This is a genomic window from Paenibacillus sp. JJ-223 (assembly GCF_927798175.1).
Lineage (GTDB): Bacteria > Bacillota > Bacilli > Paenibacillales > Paenibacillaceae > Paenibacillus > Paenibacillus hubeiensis.
On record NZ_CAKMMP010000012.1, the window covers coordinates 157,085 to 172,639 of the forward strand.

At 52.5% G+C, this 15,555-nt stretch carries 15 protein-coding genes; 4 read left to right on the forward strand and 11 right to left on the reverse strand.

Going from position 1 to position 15,555, the window contains the following annotated elements; genetic code table 11:
• Nucleotides 1-64: 64 nt before the first annotated feature.
• Nucleotides 65-1,210 (reverse strand): glycosyltransferase family 4 protein, encoded by a 1,146-nt coding sequence (locus tag L6H98_RS20720; RefSeq protein ID WP_236418032.1) that lies wholly within the window; start codon nucleotides 1,208-1,210, stop codon nucleotides 65-67.
• Between the two features lie 148 nt (nucleotides 1,211-1,358).
• On the opposite strand from L6H98_RS20720, the gene L6H98_RS20725 reads away from it, so the two are divergent.
• Both L6H98_RS20725 and L6H98_RS20730 read left to right on the forward strand, forming a co-directional pair.
• Entirely contained in the window at nucleotides 1,359-2,759 is a 1,401-nt protein-coding gene (locus tag L6H98_RS20725; RefSeq protein WP_236418033.1) for an RsmB/NOP family class I SAM-dependent RNA methyltransferase, read from the forward strand.
• Between the two features lie 91 nt (nucleotides 2,760-2,850).
• The gene (locus tag L6H98_RS20730) at nucleotides 2,851-3,834 is read left to right on the forward strand and encodes an MBL fold metallo-hydrolase (protein WP_236418035.1); all 984 of its coding nucleotides are present in this window, start codon (nucleotides 2,851-2,853) and stop codon (nucleotides 3,832-3,834) included.
• Nucleotides 3,835-3,987: 153 nt separating this feature from the next.
• Here L6H98_RS20730 and L6H98_RS20735 read toward each other — a convergent pair whose 3' ends face one another.
• The 4 genes from L6H98_RS20735 to L6H98_RS20750 form a co-directional block, all read right to left on the reverse strand.
• Nucleotides 3,988-4,542 (reverse strand): GNAT family N-acetyltransferase, encoded by a 555-nt coding sequence (locus L6H98_RS20735; protein ID WP_236418037.1) that lies wholly within the window; start codon nucleotides 4,540-4,542, stop codon nucleotides 3,988-3,990.
• Nucleotides 4,543-4,563: 21 nt separating this feature from the next.
• Nucleotides 4,564-5,370 carry a Cof-type HAD-IIB family hydrolase gene (locus L6H98_RS20740; RefSeq protein WP_236418038.1) on the reverse strand — a complete coding sequence of 269 codons (807 nt, stop codon included), beginning with the start codon at nucleotides 5,368-5,370 and terminating at the stop codon, nucleotides 4,564-4,566.
• Nucleotides 5,371-5,522: 152 nt separating this feature from the next.
• Nucleotides 5,523-6,269: a pseudouridine synthase gene (locus tag L6H98_RS20745; RefSeq protein WP_236418040.1), complete on the reverse strand. Its 747-nt coding sequence runs from the start codon at nucleotides 6,267-6,269 to the stop codon at nucleotides 5,523-5,525.
• Nucleotides 6,266-7,891: an RsmB/NOP family class I SAM-dependent RNA methyltransferase gene (locus L6H98_RS20750; RefSeq protein WP_236418041.1), complete on the reverse strand. Its 1,626-nt coding sequence runs from the start codon at nucleotides 7,889-7,891 to the stop codon at nucleotides 6,266-6,268. Before L6H98_RS20750 ends, L6H98_RS20745 begins: the two co-directional genes overlap by 4 nt.
• 218 nt (nucleotides 7,892-8,109) lie before the next feature.
• Here L6H98_RS20750 and L6H98_RS20755 point away from each other — a divergent pair, with 218 nt between their 5' ends.
• Nucleotides 8,110-8,655, forward strand: a complete 546-nt coding sequence (locus L6H98_RS20755; RefSeq protein WP_236418042.1) for a thioredoxin family protein — start codon at nucleotides 8,110-8,112, stop codon at nucleotides 8,653-8,655.
• 174 nt (nucleotides 8,656-8,829) lie between these two features.
• On the opposite strand, the gene L6H98_RS20760 is transcribed toward L6H98_RS20755, so the two are convergent.
• From L6H98_RS20760 to L6H98_RS20770, 3 genes are all read right to left on the reverse strand, one after another.
• Nucleotides 8,830-9,333 (reverse strand): DUF309 domain-containing protein, encoded by a 504-nt coding sequence (locus tag L6H98_RS20760; RefSeq protein WP_236418043.1) that lies wholly within the window; start codon nucleotides 9,331-9,333, stop codon nucleotides 8,830-8,832.
• The gene (locus L6H98_RS20765) at nucleotides 9,320-10,135 is read right to left on the reverse strand and encodes a GTP pyrophosphokinase family protein (protein WP_236418045.1); all 816 of its coding nucleotides are present in this window, start codon (nucleotides 10,133-10,135) and stop codon (nucleotides 9,320-9,322) included. The genes L6H98_RS20760 and L6H98_RS20765 overlap by 14 nt, the downstream gene beginning before the upstream one ends.
• Before the next feature lie 249 nt (nucleotides 10,136-10,384).
• Nucleotides 10,385-11,482 carry a quinone-dependent dihydroorotate dehydrogenase gene (locus tag L6H98_RS20770; protein WP_236418047.1) on the reverse strand — a complete coding sequence of 366 codons (1,098 nt, stop codon included), beginning with the start codon at nucleotides 11,480-11,482 and terminating at the stop codon, nucleotides 10,385-10,387.
• A gap of 276 nt (nucleotides 11,483-11,758) precedes the next feature.
• Between L6H98_RS20770 and L6H98_RS20775 the strand changes: the two genes are divergently transcribed.
• Complete coding sequence (locus L6H98_RS20775) at nucleotides 11,759-11,896, forward strand: hypothetical protein (protein WP_236418049.1); 138 nt, start codon at nucleotides 11,759-11,761, stop codon at nucleotides 11,894-11,896.
• 62 nt (nucleotides 11,897-11,958) lie between these two features.
• Here L6H98_RS20775 and L6H98_RS20780 read toward each other — a convergent pair whose 3' ends face one another.
• The 3 genes from L6H98_RS20780 to L6H98_RS20790 form a co-directional block, all read right to left on the reverse strand.
• Nucleotides 11,959-13,380 (reverse strand): L,D-transpeptidase, encoded by a 1,422-nt coding sequence (locus L6H98_RS20780; RefSeq protein WP_236418052.1) that lies wholly within the window; start codon nucleotides 13,378-13,380, stop codon nucleotides 11,959-11,961.
• A gap of 220 nt (nucleotides 13,381-13,600) precedes the next feature.
• Nucleotides 13,601-13,843, reverse strand: a complete 243-nt coding sequence (locus L6H98_RS20785) for a ferredoxin (RefSeq protein ID WP_236418054.1) — start codon at nucleotides 13,841-13,843, stop codon at nucleotides 13,601-13,603.
• Between the two features lie 117 nt (nucleotides 13,844-13,960).
• Nucleotides 13,961-15,262 carry a DNA polymerase IV gene (locus L6H98_RS20790; RefSeq protein ID WP_290371470.1) on the reverse strand — a complete coding sequence of 434 codons (1,302 nt, stop codon included), beginning with the start codon at nucleotides 15,260-15,262 and terminating at the stop codon, nucleotides 13,961-13,963.
• Nucleotides 15,263-15,555 lie beyond the last annotated feature (293 nt).

A 15,555-nucleotide genomic window follows, 5' to 3' on the forward strand; every position in this document is an offset into this window, starting at 1 on the left:
CCCGGCATTTCGCTCCTTTGCTCATTGGCGGCTTTCCGTCGGCGGATCGCCTCCCGCTTTCGATTCAATCTTCTATGCCGGAAGTCCGGCGATCCAATTGCAAATATAGCTTTTTCAGCTTATTGACGGATTGGCCCAAGGAGTACTCGGCCTTTGCCTTGGCACAGGCTGACCGGGCAAGCTCATACCGATAAGCAGGATCAAGCATGACTTTCTCCAATGCCTCGGCAAGCGCAAGCGGGTCTTCGGCAGGCACAAGCAGGCCATTGCTCCCATCCTCAATCTGCTCGGGAATCCCGCCCACGTCGGTGCCCACAAGCGCAAGACAGCTGAGCGCCGCTTCGGCGAACACAGATCCGAACGCCTCTGCCCGCGATGGGAGGACGAAAATATCGAAAAACGGCATGAATTCCTCCGGATGCAGCGTGTACCCGTAAAATATGGTCTCATTGTAAATGCCGAGCCGCTGCGCCAGTTCTTCCAGATCGGGCCGGATCGGGCCATCCCCGATAATATGTAAAACATATTCATGGCCGCGCTCCTTCAGCTCGGCACATGCCTTGAACAAAATATCCAGCCCCTTCGCCGGAACGAGCCGGCAAACCGTAACCAGCTGCGGAATCGCATTATCATGCGGTATCGGCTTGAAGCGTTTCTCGTCAAATCCGTTCGGAATCACTCCGATCGCTTCGGGTTTCCGGAGCAGAGGTGTCAGATACGACCTGAACGAATTCGATACCGTCAGCAGCCGGTCCGCGTGATGCTCCAGTTCGCCATAGATCGACAGCAGGAAACGATGCTCCGGTCCATCCGGTTCAATGCGCCCGTTCAGGATCAGCTCCCGTTCATAACTGGAGTGAATCGTTTGAATAAGGGGCACCTGCGGAAAAACCTTTTTCATCGCAAGCCCGGCAATCGGGTGATGGGCATGGATCAGATCATAGGACTTCTGGATGCGCAGCTTGGTCCACCACAGATAGTCCCGGTAGGTTTGCATGTATTTTTGCACGATTGGACTGTCCCCGTATTGCGTCCAATCGAACGTTTCGAACCAGACTTCCTCCACGCCCTTGTTACGAATCCGTTTGGGCAGCGAAAACAGGTCCATCTCCCATCTTGGAGAAGTGAACCTCTCCTGCATATAGGGAACCATAGAGGATACACCTCCGGGCTGTTCCGGAGGAAAGAATAGCGCCTGCAGCAATTTCACCGTAAGTTTCCCCCTTCCTTGCATCGGTCTTTTCAGTATAACTTGAAACATGATATATTGGAACGTATGTTTCAGTCAAAGAGAGTACGGCCTTTGTACGTTCCACCTTGCTAATCCCCTGTTTTTCATGAAAGGAGAATGTTTCGAAATGGGCAAGCCCCAACTTCCCAATGCGTATGTACAATATATGCGGCAAATGCTTGGCAAAGAAGCAGATGCTTTTATCAACAGCTATCAACAGCCCCGCACACATGGATTGCGCTTCAATTCGCTCAAGGCAACCCCGGAACGATTGCAGCAGGTAACGGAGCTGTTCTCCCTTACTCCCGTGCCTTGGTGCGAATCGGGTTATTATTATGACGAGAACCAACGGCCAGGCAAGCATGCATATCATGCAGCAGGCCTTTATTATATTCAGGAGCCTTCAGCGATGTCGGCCGTAGAAATGCTGAACCCCCAATCCGGCGAAACGATCCTTGACCTGGCGGCGGCACCGGGTGGAAAAACGACGCATATCGCCTCCCTCATCCAAGACCGGGGACTGCTGATCTCCAATGAAATCCATCCGGCCCGGGCCAAAATACTGGCCGAAAACGTGGAACGCATGGGACTGGCCTCCGTGGTTGTCACCTGCGCTGCGCCCGGCGAGCTGGCAGCCCGTTTCCCTGCAACGTTCGATCGCATCATGCTGGATGCCCCATGTTCGGGCGAAGGCATGTTCCGCAAGGACGCCGATGCAGTGACGGATTGGACCGAGGATCTGGTCACGCTGTGCGTCAACAGGCAATGGGATATTTTGCAGGATGCATATACGATGCTGAAACCCGGCGGAACGATGGCTTACTCTACATGTACTTTTAATCGCGAGGAAAACGAGGGCATGATGGAGCGATTGGTCGCTGCCTATCCGGACTTGACTCTTGTGCGTACAGAGCGAATTTGGCCTCATTTGAACCGCGGAGAGGGACACTTCGTTGCGATCCTGACCAAAGCGGAAGCACGACATGCAAACATCGGCGAATCGGAAGAAAGCATGTCCACAGCCAAACGTCATGGCAAAAAGGGGAAAGCCGGACGCCAAAATAACCCTGGCAAAGAAACGCAATCCGCCTGGGACGCGTTCATCGCCTGGAGCGACGAGCATATGCCGGATCACGTTGTGCGAACGGGTCGCCCGCTCCTTTTCGGCGAAGCCTTGTATGCCCTGCCGGACAGCGGCGCGGCACTGCTCAGCGACGAGCGTTTGAGCGGCTTGAAGCTTCCGCGAGCCGGGCTGCATGTCGGCGACTGGAAAAAAGGGCGCTTTGAGCCTGCTCATGCTCTGGCCTTGTCCATTGCACCCGATGCGGCAGCCCGAATGCAGCATGTGACCCTGGAGGCGGACAGCGATCTGACAGCCGCTTATCTGCGTGGCGAGAGTCTGCCGGCGGATGCCGCGTTGAAAGGCTGGACGCTGGTGACGGTGGATGGACTGCCGCTCGGATGGGGCAAAGCCAGTGGCGGACAGCTGAAGAACCGTCTGCCGAAAGGCTTGCGCCGCATGCAGTAAGCCGTGTTCGGCTGGTATCAGCCTGTCTGCAAGACGGCACTGTTTTTTCAAAAATTCAATTTTTGATCATAGAGAACAGAAGGGTTGAATCATGACAAAATACGAAAATCAGATTCCGACGTCCGCAGGCATGAGCTTCAACTCATTAATAAGCATGTTAAGAGACTCGATCCGAGACAGTGCCGAACGGAGGCCGGCAGCCAACATGCCGATCGTGAAATGTGAACCTGCCGAATCGTTGAACGCATCAGATAACCCACAGGTCACATGGTTCGGCCATTCGGCTTTCCTGCTTGAAATGGAAGGACGCAGGCTGCTTTTTGACCCGATGCTGGGCAAACGCCCTTCCCCTGTATCCTGGGCGGGTACGAAACGTTACAGCACCCGTTTGCCGATCGAGCCGGAGGATTTCCCGGCCATCGATGCAATCATTATTTCGCATGACCATTATGACCATCTGGACTCTTCCTCCATCCGCAGATTAAAGGATAAAACAGAACGATTTATCGTCCCGCTCGGCGTTCGCCGACGATTGATCCAAATGGGTGTTCCTGCGGAACAGATTACCGAGCACCACTGGTGGAATGAGTTCTCCTTCATGGGATTCACTGTTGCTTGCACGCCAGCGCGTCATTTCTCAGGCCGAGGCTTGTTTGATCGCAATTCCACCTTGTGGTGCTCATGGGTCATTGCTGGACGGGAAACGAAGGTTTTCTTTAGCGGCGACAGCGGATACGGCCCTCATTTCAAGGAAATCGGCAGAAAATACGGGCCTTTTGACCTGACCTTGATGGAGTGCGGACAATATGACGAGCGTTGGTCCAACATTCATATGATGCCGGAAGAAACGGTACAAGCTCATTTGGATGTAGGTGGCGAACTGCTCATCCCGATTCATTGGGCCGCATTTACGCTGGCCTTTCATGCCTGGAACGAGCCGGTTGAACGGGTCACCAAGGCAGCACAAGCCTTGAAGGTTAACATCGCCACACCCAAAATTGGTGAGAAGGTCAGGCTATATACGGCGGATTACCCGAGCCAACCATGGTGGAGATACCCTGAACCCCGGGGTTAACCCGATGAAATGGTTAGGGATGCATTTGATGGCATAAAAAACAAGCGCAAAAAGACGTGACCGGACAGATCGTTCACAACAATCCGTCCAGTCACGTCTTTAGTTTTACCCAAACATGCTGCAAAGGTTGGTGCCCAAATCAGCAGATCTTCGTCAAGCTTCATCGCCGAGCAGTTTCTCATAAATGCTATACCCGTCGTTCTCCCCAAGGTATGTATATCCGTTCCTTGCATAGAACGCGTTCAGCGTATCATTGCCGGCCACGCAGTCCAACCGGACCCGATCCTTGTTCTCAAACCGGATGCCGGTACTGCTCCATTTCAATATGCGTTTACCCAACCCGACGCTGGCATATTTGCGGCTTACGGCCAACCGGTGCAAATATAGCGCTCCATCCTCTGTTCCCGCTTGTTCTCCCCACAGTCGCTCGTCCCACTCGCTTGGACTACGCAACAAGGTCACCATCCCGGCCACCTCATCGCCTTGCTTTACGACGAACACGTCGCCCCGGCGAATCGCTCCGACCGTATCATGAGAGTCTTCTCCCCGAAGAAGCGCGCCCCATTGGCTCGACCCCTGGCTGTTTAACCACTCCGCAATTTCAACCAGCATGCGCATAATGGCATCGGTATCGTCCGGATGGGCCCGGTCGATGTAAAACGCTTCGCCGAGATCATGCTGCTGAATGGTATAGGTTGGTTGTTCCATGGCTTCTCTCCCTCTCCCTATTTAACCTTCGGACAGCACGTGCTTTCGAATGGCATGCGCCACGCCTTGCTCGTTGTTGGAGTATGTCACTTCATCGGCAGCCGCCTTGACTTCCTCCGGCGAGTTGTCCATCGCAATGCCTTTGCCGGCAAAGGTCAGCATCGTAATGTCATTATAATAGTTTCCGATCGCCATGATCTCCTCGGGAGCGATGCCTTTGGTTTCGGCCAAACGTTTCAGCGCTGCGCCTTTGGATGCCTCCGGATGCATCAGATCGATGAAAAAGTCGCCGCTGCGGGTCATGTAATAAGGCAGATCCCAGGTTTCCCATTCTTGCTGGACGGCGTTCATCTGTTCGAGCGGACCGAATGCGGTAAATTTGGCCAATGGCTCCGACAAATCCGCCCATGTCGGCAGTTTTAACGGCTCCATCATGAAATTGGCATACATCTCCTGCACGTTCAGGGCCAAGCCTTCAGGTTGATCTACATATAGCCCAAACGCCGTGTTGATGTCAAAATGAACGGCATTGCTGCGGCAATAGTCAATGATGGGCTGCAAACCTTGTCCGTCCAACGCAAAACGATGCACGATTTCGCGGGATTGCACTTCGGCTGTCACTGCACCGTTATGCGTAATGACATAACCGTTCAAACCCATGTGCTCCATGAACGGAATCGTGTTGGCAGGCCCTCTGCCGGAGCAGAGAACGATTTCTGCGCCCTGACGCGAAGCCTGAATCAACGTCTCCTGCGTGAACTCGGTCAGTTCGTGATGATCATTCAAAAGTGTTCCGTCTACGTCCAGCGCGATCAATTTATAAGTCATTTGTCTTTCTATCCCCAATCCTCAAATATGTTCTCCTAGTGTGAACCGCCTAATCAATCACACCAGGCCACTGCGAGTGCCTATGCTTCCGATGCTGCTTTCTTTCAGAAAGCTTTTTGAGCGAACGCTTCGTTTCTCCACATTGGTTCTGCCTACTTCCGCAGCAAATTCAACTCGTCCTCGGTCAGCTCGCGATATCGCCCGATCGGCAGATCCGGGTCCAGCTGCAAGCCGCCCATCGCCACGCGTTTCAAATAAATAACGCGCTTGCCCACCGCTTGGAACATTCGCTTTACCTGATGAAATTTCCCTTCATGAATAATAAGCGAAATATGGGATACCACCCCTTCTTCCGTATCCTCATGGTTCAGTACGGTCAATTCCGCAGGCATCGCGTCGTATCCGTCATCCAGCTGCACGCCTTGTTTGAAACGTTTGACGTCTTCTTCGTCCACGTTGCCGAGCACTCGGGCTTCGTACGTTTTCGGCACGTGCTTGCGTGGAGATAGAAGGTCATGCGCAAGCGGCCCATCATTGGTCAGGATGAGCAAACCTTCGGTATCCTTGTCCAGCCGCCCCACAGGGAACGGATTGAAGCTGCGGTCCTCTTTTTTCAACAAGTCAAGCACCGTACGATCCCTGGTATCCTCTGTCGCAGACACCACGCCGGGAGGTTTGTGCAGCATCAGATAGATCATTTCGCGGTAAACAATTCGTTCCCCGTCTGCCTCAATGACATGGACATCCGGATCAACCTGAATGCCGCTGTCCTTTACCGCTTTGCCATCCACGTGGATTCGGCCTTGTTTGACCATTTTTTTAAGCTCGCTGCGGGTACCTACGCCCATATGGCTCAATATTTTATCCAATCGCTGCGTTTTCTTGCCTTTGCTGCTCATGCCGATGTCCACCTCCAGCCTGCAGGATATTCATTTTTCAAAACGCCGTCCAGCCATTTCCCCCAGCCGAGGGCATATCCGTCCACGCATATAAGCGCATAGCCCTTACGGGCAATACCAGCTTCCACCTCGACCCGATCCTCGTCCACGTTTAACGTCTCGCCTTTGAGATATCTTACCGCTTCGCCGTCTGCCGAGGATAGATGGATCACTCTCTTTGCTTCCTGCGCGCGGAGCGCACAGGCCAGCGGATGGGAAGGCACGAAACGCCCGTTTTTGACGGTACCCATAAACCAACCCGGGCGAACGACCTTTAACCCTTCCAGCCTTGCTGCTCCGACTGCGGATTGATACACCCGATCGCCGTAGAACACCGTCTCCCCACACAGCTCGATCTCTGTATGCTCCGCAATGAAGCGGGAATACACTTGTCCGGCGTCCGCACCACCCTGTTCGACACGTTTCGTGCCACGATCGGATTTGTTTCCGCCGCGTTCCTTGCCTTTGCCATGTTTGCCGCCGCTTTTGCCTCCAGAATCCTGCTGGCGATCACGTCCCTCGTACCTGGTCAACCGTTCATGCTTCCGACCTCTGGCATCAGTCCATGGCTCTCCCGCAGCCGAGGCGTGGATCGCGACTTCTTCCTCCACGACGTCAGCTGTCATGGCCGGTTCGCCATTATGCTGCAGCACCGCCAAATAGTGTCCTTCCCCTTCGAGCAAATGAGGCCACAGCCGTGCCGTACCCCGCACCTGATCCAGCACCCTTTCGGTCTGCTCAGCCGTTTCAGGCAGCATCCGGCGCACCCAGTCAGGTCTGCCGGGGGCAAATCCTGCCTCCGCCGGAATCGGCTTCACGGAAAATTCGGGATTTGCAGCAAGGAACTCGGCAATCATCGCTTCATTTTCCTCCGGAGCAAACGTGCAGGTTGAATAAACGATCGTTCCGCCGTGGGCGAGCAAACGGGCCGCGGTTTTGAGGATATCGCGCTGCATCAGCACACACTTTTCGACCGAATGATGCTCCCAGGATTTCACCATGTCCTCGTCTTTGCGGAACATGCCTTCGCCAGAGCAAGGCGCATCGATCAGCACTTTGTCAAAGTAATAAGGAAACGCCTCCGCGATGCGTTCCGGCGATTCATTCAGTACAACGGCATTGCGGACGCCATAGAGCTCCACGTTTTTGGCAAGCGCCTTGGTCCGTTCGGCATGAATGTCATTGGTGACCAGAACGCCCTCGCCCTGCAATTTGGCCGCAATCTGCGTCGATTTGCCGCCAGGTGCAGCGCATAGATCCAGAACACGGTCTCCCGGTTCCACTCCCAGCACCTCCACGGGTGCCATGGCACTCGGTTCCTGAATATAGTACAACCCCGCATGGTAATACGGATGCAGTCCAGGTTTGACGCCATGCGGAACGTAAAAGCCCGTTTCAGACCATGGTATAGGTCTCAATTCGTAAGGAATGATCTCACGCAGATGTTCTACCGATATTTTCAACGTATTCACCCGTAAACCCGCATACGGGGAATGCTGATATGATGTCATAAATTGTTCGAATTCTTCGCCAAGCAGCATTTCCATGCGTCCGGCAAAGCTTGGTGGCAACTGTACAGCCATATTTCCACTCATCCTGTCTCGTTAAAATGCATATTGCTCTATGTTATCATATCCCGCGATCGCTTTCCTATTGATCTTGTTCACGTATTCCACTACACACTGTAATGTTGTATAATGACAAGTAGGTTGATGAACGAGCATAATTCAGGGTGTTTATGAATATTATCCCAGAATTTTTGCCGAAACCATATCTTGATATGATCAATGGAGGATGTCCGATGAAATCGAAGAAAAAGAAAAGCGCCGCCATTTTTATTTTTTTGGGCGCATTTGTCGTTCTGCTCGCTGCGCTTGCTTTGGTGAACCAGCAATCCAAAAAGCAGTTGGACGCTACGCCGAACCCCTACGGCATCGCAGCCTCCAAGCTTAATCCGGCGACCAGGGAACTGCTTGACGATCCGAATTACCAACAAATCATTTTGCCCGACCAGCTCAAGTCCAAAATCGATAACAAAGACAGCTTTTTCGTTTACTTCTTTGCCTCCGATTGCGTGCACTGCCGGGCTACGACGCCTCAATTGATGCCGCTCGTCGACGAAGAAGGCATCAAATTGCCGCAGTTCAATCTGCGCGAATTCGAGTCCGGCTGGACCGATTACAACATCGAGTTTACGCCTACGCTCGTTTATTACGAGAAAGGCGTCGAGAAAGACCGCATGGTTGGCGGATTGAGTGAGCAAAATTCCGACAACGGGTACACGTTGGATGATTACAAGCAATTTTTTGATAAATACAAGGCTAACCTGACGCCAGCAGCAAGCTAAACCATTTTCCGGGCAACATGGTCCGAAAAGATTCCGTGTCCAAAAATCTTTGGACAAGCCTACCGCACTTCTAATTATGGCGCATGATGCAAACACCCCGGCGGCTCCATGACGGAGCCACCCGGGGTGTTTTTTGCCTTGCTCTTTGACGTCAGAATGGGCCTAGCTAGCATCCTAACGCTGATTGCTTTCCGACTGTGCGTTCCCTTGCTGCATTGCCTTCATTCGTTCCTCATAAATGCGTCCACGCGTCGGGCTGCGCCGCTGCGGAACGTTCGCCTTCAGCTGAGAGGAACGCTGCCGGATTGCTTGCATTAACGCTTCATCCTGGATGTGAATCACAAGATCCCGATACGGAACAGGTTCAGCATGCCGGCCAGAGAGCTCTTCAGCCAACTCCCTCACGTCCTCCACAAGACGTCCAAGATCAATTCCCCTTGCATCATCAGGGTACGGCTGCAACAATTGCAGCGCGCTCTGCAGCATCATCCGGCCGCCGCGCAAATTGCCGTTCCTGAAATGGTACAGTCCGACGGCAACCTGCAGCAAACCTTTATATAAAGCATCCCGATCCTTCTCAAGCCATAACTCTTCCAACGCTTCATGGCATTCGAAATAATCCTGGTCGCGGTTGAAATAGATCAGATAGTCAATATATAACGGCTCATAGGGATTCATCGGGATTGTCGCCCTTCCTGGCCGTATTCAGCAGCGTTTTGACGTCATCCAGCAGCTGCTTGAGACCCTCCATGTCATGGCGTTCCCAGAGTTCGTTGAATCGCTGCTGCGCATCGATCGCTTCCTTCACCAAATGATAGAAGTACAATTGATGAATGATCGATAAAGTCTTGGACACGATGTTGGAATCGTCTTCGAACTCCTTCTGCGCTTCGAGGATCTGCAGCCGAATGGCCGACATCTCGTTGTCCAGGACAAATGCGGCTTCCGCCGTTTTCTTCAACCGCTCTCTCATATCGTCCGGCAAACTCTCCCGGTATTTGTAACTGAGCGAATGCTCGATGGTCGCCCAGAAATTCATGGCCAGCGTGCGAATTTGGATTTCTGCCAGCACCTTTTTCTGTCCGAGCGCCGTTTGCACGGGATATTCGATAATCATATGAAAACTGCGATAACCGCTTTCCTTGAAATTGGTAATGTAATCTTTCTCGATCAGCACGGTCAGATCCTTGCGGGCCCGGATGTATTCGGCAACGCGGCGGATATCCTCCACGAACTGGCACATGATGCGAATGCCCGCAATATCCTCGATTCCTGTTTCGATTTGATCAAGCGGCACGCTCAGACGTTTGGATTTCTCCAATATGCTGGATATTTTTTTGACCCGTCCTGTTACAAATTCGATGGGCGCATATTCTTCTCTCTTTTTGAGTTCTGCCCGCATCGTTTTGAACTTGACTTTCAATTCCTCTACCGTTTGTTCATAAGGAAGTAAAAATGTACCCCAGTCTCTACCGTCCATGTTTAATGCCTCCTGTCTCTATAGCGTCCCCTATGTTCCATTATACATGATGTCGGGCGGGGGGAAGAGTTCCGCGCATATTGCCCTCTTCCTGCTTCTTTTTTCTGGGGATGTAGTCATTACACGCTCTCACTGTCTTTTATCTTATCAGAAAGCATGCCGTTCGCAGCCCAAAGTCTGGGCGATTGCAGCAAAAACAGCCGCAATACGCGGTCTGTTTTCTCAGCGCCTTTATCGGCCCATGCACCACTAGCGGTGATCCGCGCCGACAGCCTCCGAAATATGGCTGTATCCGTCCTTGCGCAGCAGCTCCCGCAACCCTGCGTGAAGCCGGCGGTTGATCTCGGGCCCCTCGTAGATCAGTGCCGTATAGATTTCCACCAGGCTGGCACCTGCTTTTATTTTCTCGTAAGCATCCTCGCTCGTGAAAATGCCGCCCGATCCGATGATCGGCAGCTTTCCTTCTGTCTGACGATAAATTTGGCGAATGACCTCCGTGGAACGCTCGCGCAGCGGCTTGCCGCTAAGCCCTCCCGTTTCCTTTGCATGTTCGTGGGACAGTCCTTCGCGGCTGATCGTTGTATTGGTTGCAATGATGCCGGACACGCCGCTGTCCACGATGGTGCCAACCATGTATTCGAGTTCTTGCTCATTGACGTCGGGTGCGATTTTGACCAAGACCGATTTGAGCGTTCCCCCGGCTCTTTGCTGCTGTGCCTTCAGTTCGACCATAACGGCTGCGAGCAGCTCCTTCAATTCGTTTCCATGCTGCAGATTACGCAAATCCGGCGTATTTGGTGAACTGATGTTCACGACAAAAAGATCGGCATAATCATAGAGCGCACGGATGCATTTGGCGTAATCGAGATGAGCTTCTTCGTTGGGGGTCGCCTTGTTTTTTCCGATATTTACGGCTACGGGGATCCGTCGTTCCCTCAGCTTCGCCAGTTCACCTGCCATCGCCTCGGCCCCCAAATTGTTGAAACCCATACGATTCACCAGCGCCTCATCCGGAGGCAAACGGAACAAACGCGGCTGTTCATTCCCCGGCTGCCCCAGCGGAGTCACGGTGCCTACCTCCATGAATCCGAAACCGATGGAAGAAAAGCCGGCGACGGCCTGTCCGTTTTTATCCAAACCGGCAGCCAGGCCTACCGGCGTCGGGAAATGGCAGCCAAACAGATCCACGGCGAGGTCCTCCGTTTCGTTTACGCCGTACATCACTCGCAGCCCGGCAGGAACCGGGCGAATGCTGCCCATTCCGCTGAGTCCCCCGATAATCAGATGATGGGCCTTCTCCGGGTCCATTTTGAACAACAAGGGTTTAGCCAAACTTTTGTATAACAAATCCACTCACTCCGTTCTCGTCCGGTACGCCGTTAACATGCTTTCCCGTCCATTTATATGTAAAAACACCCTACTCCCAAGTCTATCCGTTTCTGACCTAAAAGGAAAGTAGTTTGCGCATAGACGCAGGCATTTGCCCTACTGAAACCATGTCTCATATCGGCAGCGCCCGGGGAACAAATACAACCGCATACTGGAAATAACGAGATGATTTATTTACAATGAAAGCAGTGGCCTCGACTGCAAGGCTCGATGTTAATAAAGGAGGATATGCCCATGGCTCCCAAACGAAAACCGCCCACGCTGCAGCAGAAAAAAGAAGAAGTCAATCGCAAAGCCATTATTTGGACGGCAGCAAGCGTTGTAGGGTTGATCATCATCATCAGCGCGCTTATTATTATCGCCAACCTGTGACCAATCCAATCCAGGGCCTGCTCATCTACATAACCACGCTTCACGAATGATCTGCTGCCAGGTCAATTCAACCAGTGATACGTTTTATTCGGGTTGTTTTGCTTGGGAACCAGCGTATCCCGGTAACGGCCCTTGTCGCCAGGAACGAGCGTTTCCTCAGGCAGCAGGTCATTCCCGATCTGAACAGGGGTCCCTTGCGGAGCAAGAGCAAACAGCTCCTCCACATCCCCCTTGCTCATCCGAATGCATCCCAAAGATTCATCCAGACCGATGCTGTCAGGTTCGTTCGTGCCGTGAATGGCATAATTCGTATCCGATAATTGCATGCCTCGCGTCCCGAATTCGCCGTCGGAGCGACCGTTGGGGTTGACGACTTTGTCGGAAATGGCGAAACTCCCCTCCGGCGTTCGTTCGCCTCCCAAACCCACTTCATAATTGCGGATGATGGTTGTGCCGCTGATTACCGCAAGCCTGTGCTTTTTCTTATCCACCACGATTCGCAATCGTTCCTGCAAAAACGGCTGCCCTCCGAGCGTATCGCCAAAAACGCCTGCTCGAGAGTCCGTATCGCCGCCATTACCCTGCTTACCGCCTGATGGATTCGATGCATTTGCGTTCTGGTTCAAAGCAAGCAGTTCAGGAAACATTTCGCTCATGCCCGGCATGGTTTCACCCAAGATGTTATTTGGAAACGGCCGCGTCAGGTTGCCCAGACTTTTGGGCCATGCCCCGTTTTTCTTATAGTAGGAAGCGATGGCACTGGACAAGGCGGCTGCCGATTCCTGTTTCTCTGTCCAAGCCTGGGCCAATTGCTTGATTTTATTCGAAACGTCCGGAGGCTCGCATTCGCATTGCTTCGGGTCGTAGCTCTGAGCGGTAAGCCTGCCCTTGCCCGTCGTCTGCACGATATATTTTACGGGCATGTCGCGTTTCCACAGCATCCAGTCCCCAGAGGCCTTCATCCCGAGCACCGCTGTAGTCCGCACCCCCTCGTTCGCATCCGACATCGCTGAAGCAAGTGCACCTTCCCCCAGGCTGCCGCCGCCGAAGCCGGCAGCGGTAAACGTATTGGATGCTTGCAGAGCGGCCGCGGCATCCTGATCTTTCGCGGCCGATTCCTCGTCTTCCGCGGAATCCAGCGCCGCGGCCAGCGCATCGCCCGCATCCCGGGCGAAACCCGGCGCGTCTGCGGGTGGCAATCCAGCCAGCATGAGCAGCATAAGCAGCGTCAGCCACATTTTGCGCATGCGGCGTTTTTTCTCCTTTTGCTCGGCGGCTTCAACGAGTTTGTTCTGGTAATCTACCCAAATGTCAGCCGGCGCCTTGCTGCGCTCAAACGCTTCATATACCTCTCCGGCCTGCTGAAAACAATAATTGGCCTTGGCTTCCTGGCCTTCATTAAGATATTCTTTGCCCAGCAAATACCAGGCCATCTTATTATCTGGATGTTTCTTCACATAACTTCGCAAATGAGTATTTTGCATCCGGTCCTCCGTCATTTTGCCTTTTTCAGGTTATACCTTATGTATATCGGCAAAAGAAGTCAACAAATCCATAGGACTTCAGTACCCGGACCCCTTACCCGTTCGACAAAAATTGCCGACCCAATTTAAATGAAGAGCTTCAATGGCAAAAAAAAAAGCATATTCGCTGTCATCGGGACAGCAGAACATGCTTTCTCTGCAAAACAACATATGATAAAGATTAACCTTCTTTATTGAAAGGCTCGTCCGCAATTTTAATGGAATCTGTAGGGCAGCCGTCGCATGCATCCTGCATGTCGTCGAACAGGTCGTCCGGGATGGCTACCACGCCTCTGTTGGCATCGCCGTCGAAAATCACTTCTGCCAAACCTTCATCGTCGTAATCGTAGATGTCGGGTGCCGTTGCTCCGCAAGCGCCGCATGCGATGCATGTATCTTTTTCAACCCAAGTATATTTGCTCATTACAATCTCTCCTCCTAAAATTCAAAAACGAACAGTGATTTTATCTAGAAACATATTAATACAAAGCAAGAATAATTACAAATCATTTTAACGACTCAAGACTTCATTATGCCTCATTTACTCCGGACTTTGCAAGTTGTCTTTTTGAAGCGACGTTCCGCGAACCTTGTGATTTCGAAGCAGGACGGAAGGGTCATCCCCAAGCATGCCTGCGGTGACGACGGCATTTTCCCCGAACTTGTCCCGAAGTTGGTCCATGATGCGAATCAGATTTTCCTTTTTTGGCTTTTGCTCATAATCGAACAAATCCAGCTGAACCGCGCTCTCCTCGCGTGGAATCAGATTCTGAAGGGTGATCCCCAGCATCCGGACAGGCTTTCCGTTCCCCCAGTGCCTGGCGAAAAGGGCACAGGCTTCGCGGTAAATGACGGTTGCGTCTTCGGTTGGCACATCCAGCATGCGGGATCGGGTAATCGTCTTCATCTCGGGTGTTCGAATGGTGATTTGTATGCCTTGGCTCAGCATCTCGTGCCGGCGCAGTCTCCTTCCCACTTGGTCGCTTATATTCAGGAGGACCCGATGCACGTCGTCTATTTCGGTGATATCGGCAGGCAGCGTGGTGGTGTGCCCGATGGACTTGTTTGCTTCCCGCTCCGGCTGAACGGGCGAATGATTGATGCCTTGCGCCGAATTTTTCAACCAGGTCCCGTTGATGCCAAAAACGTCGACCAGCATCCGTTCATCCGACTGCGCCAACTGGCCAATCGTTTCGATTCCTATTTTTTTCAATTTTTCCGCCGTTTTTCGTCCGATGCCAAACAGCTCCCCGCATGGCTTCGGCCACAGGATATGAGGCACATCCCTCATGCGCAGTATCGAAATGCCATTCGGCTTCTTCATATCGGATGCCATTTTGGCCAACAGCTTATTAGGTGCGATGCCGATCGAGCAAGGAAGCCCGAGTTCGTCACGAATGCGGCGCTGAATCGTTTCGGCAATGTCAAGCGGGGTTCCAAACTGCTTCGATCCCGTAATGTCAAGGTAACACTCGTCGATCGAGGTGGCTTCCAACTGCGGCGTGAAGCTATATGCAATTTGCATGAATGCTCTCGAGTACTGCCGATACAAATGAAAGTCCGGGCGAATAACGATCAAATCCGGGCATTTGCGCAGTGCCTGGTGGACGACCATACCTGTAGAAATCCCCTTGCTTCGGGCCGCATAAGAACAGGTCACGATCACGCCCTTGCGCACCTCGCTGCTTCCAGCTACGGCCGTTGCCTTGCCCCGGTACAACTCCGGTTCCTCGGCTTCATGCACGGAACAGTAAAATGCGTTCATGTCGACATGCAAAATAACCCTTCCGGCTGCAGGATAGTAACGCTCCACATCAGCATGCCGGGTTCTTTCGGAAGACAATGACATCCCGCCCTTCGTACGGTCCTATCGTCTATTTTCTATAGACCTGCTTCCCATTATACCAAGGAACGTTATGTAAAATCATGTATGCAGCGAAAGGGCTGGGCATGCACAATCATCGGAATGCACCTATTGTATGCTTTTCAACTGCCGCAAAGTGTGTTCACCGTCACGCAAAACCATTTGTAACATCAAAATGAGAATTGCATGTGGCATTTGGCGGCAATGGTGCTATAATAATAAATTATACAAATTCCCGAAGGTAGGACAAATTCATCTTGCGAATTTAATAC

Coding starts and splice junctions, on each gene's coding strand:
- L6H98_RS20775 (WP_236418049.1), top strand. CDS start 11,759: ATGGCTCCCAAACGAAAACCGCCCACGCTGCAGCAGAAAAAAGAAGAA.
- L6H98_RS20735 (WP_236418037.1), bottom strand. CDS start 4,542: ATGGAACAACCAACCTATACCATTCAGCAGCATGATCTCGGCGAAGCG.
- L6H98_RS20740 (WP_236418038.1), bottom strand. CDS start 5,370: ATGACTTATAAATTGATCGCGCTGGACGTAGACGGAACACTTTTGAAT.
- L6H98_RS20725 (WP_236418033.1), top strand. CDS start 1,359: ATGGGCAAGCCCCAACTTCCCAATGCGTATGTACAATATATGCGGCAA.
- L6H98_RS20750 (WP_236418041.1), bottom strand. CDS start 7,891: ATGGCTGTACAGTTGCCACCAAGCTTTGCCGGACGCATGGAAATGCTG.
- L6H98_RS20755 (WP_236418042.1), top strand. CDS start 8,110: ATGAAATCGAAGAAAAAGAAAAGCGCCGCCATTTTTATTTTTTTGGGC.
- L6H98_RS20730 (WP_236418035.1), top strand. CDS start 2,851: ATGACAAAATACGAAAATCAGATTCCGACGTCCGCAGGCATGAGCTTC.
- L6H98_RS20765 (WP_236418045.1), bottom strand. CDS start 10,135: ATGGACGGTAGAGACTGGGGTACATTTTTACTTCCTTATGAACAAACG.
- L6H98_RS20780 (WP_236418052.1), bottom strand. CDS start 13,380: ATGCAAAATACTCATTTGCGAAGTTATGTGAAGAAACATCCAGATAAT.
- L6H98_RS20760 (WP_236418043.1), bottom strand. CDS start 9,333: ATGAATCCCTATGAGCCGTTATATATTGACTATCTGATCTATTTCAAC.
- L6H98_RS20785 (WP_236418054.1), bottom strand. CDS start 13,843: ATGAGCAAATATACTTGGGTTGAAAAAGATACATGCATCGCATGCGGC.
- L6H98_RS20745 (WP_236418040.1), bottom strand. CDS start 6,269: ATGAGCAGCAAAGGCAAGAAAACGCAGCGATTGGATAAAATATTGAGC.